Annotated in this window: 3 protein-coding genes; all 3 read right to left on the reverse strand. The window is 44.0% G+C overall.

Annotated elements, in window-relative coordinates; genetic code table 11:
• Positions 1-253 precede the first annotated feature (253 nt).
• Positions 254-769, reverse strand: coding sequence for an RNA polymerase sigma factor (locus tag BXY_RS22310; protein ID WP_008026044.1), 516 nt, complete (start codon positions 767-769; stop codon positions 254-256).
• 95 nt (positions 770-864) lie between these two features.
• Complete coding sequence (locus BXY_RS22315) at positions 865-2,331, reverse strand: ATP-binding cassette domain-containing protein (RefSeq protein WP_008644900.1); 1,467 nt, start codon at positions 2,329-2,331, stop codon at positions 865-867.
• 70 nt (positions 2,332-2,401) lie between these two features.
• Complete coding sequence (locus tag BXY_RS22320; protein WP_008644898.1) at positions 2,402-4,543, reverse strand: alpha-glucuronidase family glycosyl hydrolase; 2,142 nt, start codon at positions 4,541-4,543, stop codon at positions 2,402-2,404.
• Between the last annotated feature and the right edge of the window lie 104 nt (positions 4,544-4,647).

Below are 4,647 nucleotides of genomic sequence, written 5' to 3' on the forward strand. Positions count from 1 at the left end.
CTGAATGACAACCAAACACACCACTTGAAAAATACAGGGAACTGCTTCCTGACAGATGGGAAAAGGCTAATGGATAAAAAGGGAGCATTAGCCTTTTTATTTTAGCAAACTATATAGAATCGCGGAGACGCTTACAGTGCGTGAAGGGTGTGAAGGGTTATTTACTTTGTTTTTCCTACTTCCATTCACCATAGACATCTGATTTATAGCCATTCAGCTAAAGTGTAAAACAAGTGAAGAGCAGGATTCAACATTAAACTGTAATAAGTAAAAAGACACTCAATCGTTTACGGAGTATTTTTAAAGCCCGGGCAATATGGGTTCTGACTGTATTATCACTGATATTTAATATTTCACTAATTTCCGCACATTTCTTTTCATTCAGAAAAAACTCTTCCACTACTATGCGCATTTGCGGCGCCATCTGGCGGATACTCTCCTGCATCCGGTCTATTTTATCTTCGTAGTCCCGATACTCTTTGGCAGTCCAACCGCTATAAAGTTCTTCCAAGTATCTTTCCGCATTCCGGTTCACTACATTCTGATGACGTATGTGGTCAATGCAACGGTTTTTCACCATGACATAAAATAAAGGCAGCAAATCAGTCTTCCCTTCAAACTGCTCGCTGTTTTCAAGTACTGAGCAAAACACATCACTCAATACATCCTTTGCGCTTTCTCCGTCATTCAGCAGATTATATGCATGAATATAGAGCTTTTGCCAATATTTCCTATACAATACAGCTATGGCATTTTGGCTACTATTCATATCTTTGTGGTTACTTTTTGCATTTAATTAAGCACAAAGATAGCCAAATAACACAAAAAGCAATCAATTCATTAAAAAATATTAGAAATCATATTCTAATATATTAACGTATCATTTCTTTTCAAGAAGATGCGGTTTGTAATCGTATCCGGAAGTTCTGATTCATAATGTGTTACCATAATCATCGTCTTATCTTTACGTTTACAGAAGGCTTCGATCACCTTTTTGACCCGACGACGATTGTAAGTATCCAATCCATGAAGCGGTTCGTCCAAAATCAGTAATTCAGGATCTTTGACGAAAGCACGTGCCAACAGAGCCAGACGTTGCTCCCCACTGGAAAGCTGCAAGAAAGGTTTGTCTTTCAAGTCGGCAATGCCGAATATATCCATCCACCACTCACATACAGCCATTTGCTCCGGTTGGGGGCGTTTGTACAGTCCGATACTGTCGTGCAGTCCGCTGGCTACGATTTCAATAACCGGCAAGTTTTTGAGATAAGCACGATGCATCTCGGGACTTACATATCCGATGTGTTTCTTGATTTCCCAAATACTTTCTCCAGTTCCCCGTTTGCGTCCGAAAAGGCTGATGTCGCAAGCGTATGATTGTGGATTATCCGCACAAACCAAACTCAATAATGTAGACTTTCCTGCACCGTTCTCCCCGCTCAACGCCCATTTCTCCCCACGATGCACTGTCCAGTCCAGTTCGTTCAGAATAGTGCGGTCGCCATAGCGGATACTTACCTTATTCAGTTTCACCACTTCGTCCGAGTCATAGTTGTTGCCGTCATAAGGCAAATCAATAATCCGTTTCTGCAATTCATCGAAAGAAGTAGTTGTGTCTCTGTTGCGGAAAGCAGTCAGGTAGGCTTCGCGTTCCATCTTGGAAAACACTTCCATTTTATCAACAGGGATAACGTGAGTGATAAAGGAAGGTATATCATCCATCATGGAAAGTACCAGAATAATCTGGACGGAAGACATTTTTGTCAGACGTTCAAGCAAAGAGAATAACAATTCGCGGGTAGGCGCATCCAGTCCGATAAACGGATTATCCATTATCAGAACGCGGGGGGCTGTCAACAGTGTCTTTGTGAGCTGGAATTTACGCAGTTCACCACTTGAAAGAAGGATTATCTTTTTATCAAGAAGAGGTTCGATGCGGAAGAGCTCGAACAGTTCATTTTTCAGTTGTTCGTCTTTAATCTCTCCCAACATTTCGCGGACGTCCGGCGTTTCATCCTGGTCGTGCGCATTCCAACGCTGTTGGTAGTAATAATTGGCATCTGTCGCTCCATAAGTATCACGGAACGCGATATATTTCACATTATCATAAACAGTTTGAGTAGCGGAAGGGGAAAAGTCATACTGGAGTGTTCCTTCACGTAGCGGATATTTTCCGATTAATGTATCTACAAAAAGGCTCTTGCCACCCCCATTGGGACCTACAATGGCTATATGTTCGTTCGCTCCGATAGTTGCCGTGATAGGTTTGGCTAAACGCACAAGCGGGTTGCGTGCTACGCCCCCCGCCATGCAGAATGTATTTTGGCTCATATTCTTATATTCTGTTTTATTTTTGACCGCAAAGGTAACAATTTTATCACAGAACAAGCACTTTTCTTGTCTATTTAGTAAATCCGTAAGGCGGACATTCAAAATTAGTGATATTCAGTTTGTATTCCATCATATCTTTCAATTCATGCACCGGACGTTCCAGTTCATAAGGTATCGGCTGCTTGCTGAATTGCTGGAAATAGAGCAAGCAGGCATCTTTCCACCACACTGCGTCACGTGCCTGAATCTTCAACCGGTGCTGTACGTCACGGAATCGTTCTGGGTCGATGTATTTCTCCATAGGCGCCCATAACTTCTGGAAGTTTCTGGTTTCTTGCACCCCACGGTCATAAGCATAGCACAACTCCGCCCAAAGTGTACGCCCGCTCTTCATCCGATGATTCCAGGGAACATGGTGGAACCAAAGAAGCTGATTTTCGGGACAGGTATCTACATTATCCAGTTGTTCGCATAAAGGAGAGTGATATTGTGCGGTCGCATTGCTCCCTTTGCTGCTGCGGTCGAATCCGATACCGCCGTCATCTGCCCTATGGTAATAAGAAGGCATCCAGTCGGGACGGGCACCGGGAATATCACACCAAGGCTCGGGCCCGTAATGATGTCCCCATGCAAAGATGTGATGCAGTCCTAACGGCATCATATAATCTACTACTGCTTCCCTCGACTCTTGGAGAAGTTGAGAGTTGAGAAGGGAGAGTTGAGAGTGAAGTTGTTGTCTCTCTTTGGGAGATATTTCATTGACGGAATCGTTGTACGGCTGTAAGGCAACCGGAAGAAAAGTTTGCCTCAACCATTCTTCACCGATCTGCTCGGAAGAAAGTGAATGTTTCCATGCCAAACGACCGAAAGCATACCAGTTGGCTTGGGCAAAAGGATGTCCGCACCAATTGATGTCATCACCGATATTGGTGACACCGGCAATAGCCGTCAATGAATGGGGGAACAAGGAGCCGTCCGTCACACGGGCGATGGTAGAGCCTGCGCCTTGTACGTAAGTGTCGCTGTCCAGACATTCTTTCCACATGGGAGCGAGAAAAACGAGGTGGTTGGAGAATCCCAGATATTCCTGTGTTATCTGAAATTCCGGCATCACGGGTGTTTTCTTCATGGCTCCGAATAACGGGCTGAACGGTTCGCGGGGCTGGAAATCAATCGGGCCGTTCTTTATCTGCACAATGACATTGTCGCGGAATTTTCCGTCCAAAGGTTCAAATTCAAGATAGGCTTGCTTGGCCCGGTCGCTGTCCGTGGGCGAGTAAACGAAAGCACGCCACATGACGATGCCGCGATAAGGTTTCAATACATCGGCAAGCATGTTCGCCCCTTCGGCATGAGTACGCCCGTAGTCACACGGTCCGGGTTGTCCTTCGGAGTTTGCTTTCACCAAAAAGCCTCCGAAATCGGGTATCAGCGAATAGATATCTTTGGCTTTTTTCTTCCACCAGGCAATCACCTCTTTATCCAACGGATCGGAGGTGGATAAACCACCTAAAGCTGCCGGGGAAGAAAAGTTAATTGAAAGATATATTTTCAAACCATAAGGACGGAAGATGTCTGCCAGAACTTTGACTTTCTGCAAATAATCATCAGATAGTATCTTAGGACTTGCATTGACGTTGTTTATCACAGTAGCATTAATACCGATGGAAGCATTGGCACGTGCATAGGCTTCATAGCGGGGAGAAACAACAGAAGGAAGTTCGTCCCATTTCCAAAGCGAATGTCCGGCATAACCACGTTCGATTGTACCGTCCAGATTGTCCCAATGATTCAAGACGCGAATCCGGTAATCCGGTTTTTCGGAGACATTTAAAGACTTCAATGTTGATTCGGATAATTGTCCGGTGGCTTGCAGACGAAGCAGATGATAAGTTCCGTAAAGTATTCCTTGCTCACCGGAAGAAGTGATTGTCAGATGGTTACCGTCTTTAGAAGCGCGGATGATGTACCCGTCATTTCCTAATGCACGCAGTTCCTTATTTTTCTGTATTTCCAGCGTTATGGGGATTCCTCCCTGCCAGAAGTTCCGCAATTCGGAAACGGCGATATTTAATGTAGGAGATTGTTTCTTATTCATTATTATTGCTTTTGCTCCCGTTGAATAACGAAGCCACAAAGCACTCCCATCTTCTGCATAAACAGAGAAAAGACTGAAAAACAGGACAAATGTCAATATAGATATAATCCTCATAAGTAATAGTTCAAAATTCGTTTCATAAATGGGAATTTAGCAGTTAGGCTGAAAGCCTTACAATTATATATTTATTGGGGTGCCCTGAAAGGGTTTAATTACAT

The sequence above is a fragment of the Bacteroides xylanisolvens XB1A genome, from assembly GCF_000210075.1.
Lineage (GTDB): Bacteria > Bacteroidota > Bacteroidia > Bacteroidales > Bacteroidaceae > Bacteroides > Bacteroides xylanisolvens.

What these genes read in the sequence shown, in the direction of transcription:
- BXY_RS22310 (WP_008026044.1), bottom strand. Translation starts at nt 769, where the DNA reads ATGAATAGTAGCCAAAATGCCATAGCTGTATTGTATAGGAAATATTGG.
- BXY_RS22315 (WP_008644900.1), bottom strand. Translation starts at nt 2,331, where the DNA reads ATGAGCCAAAATACATTCTGCATGGCGGGGGGCGTAGCACGCAACCCG.
- BXY_RS22320 (WP_008644898.1), bottom strand. Translation starts at nt 4,543, where the DNA reads ATGAGGATTATATCTATATTGACATTTGTCCTGTTTTTCAGTCTTTTC.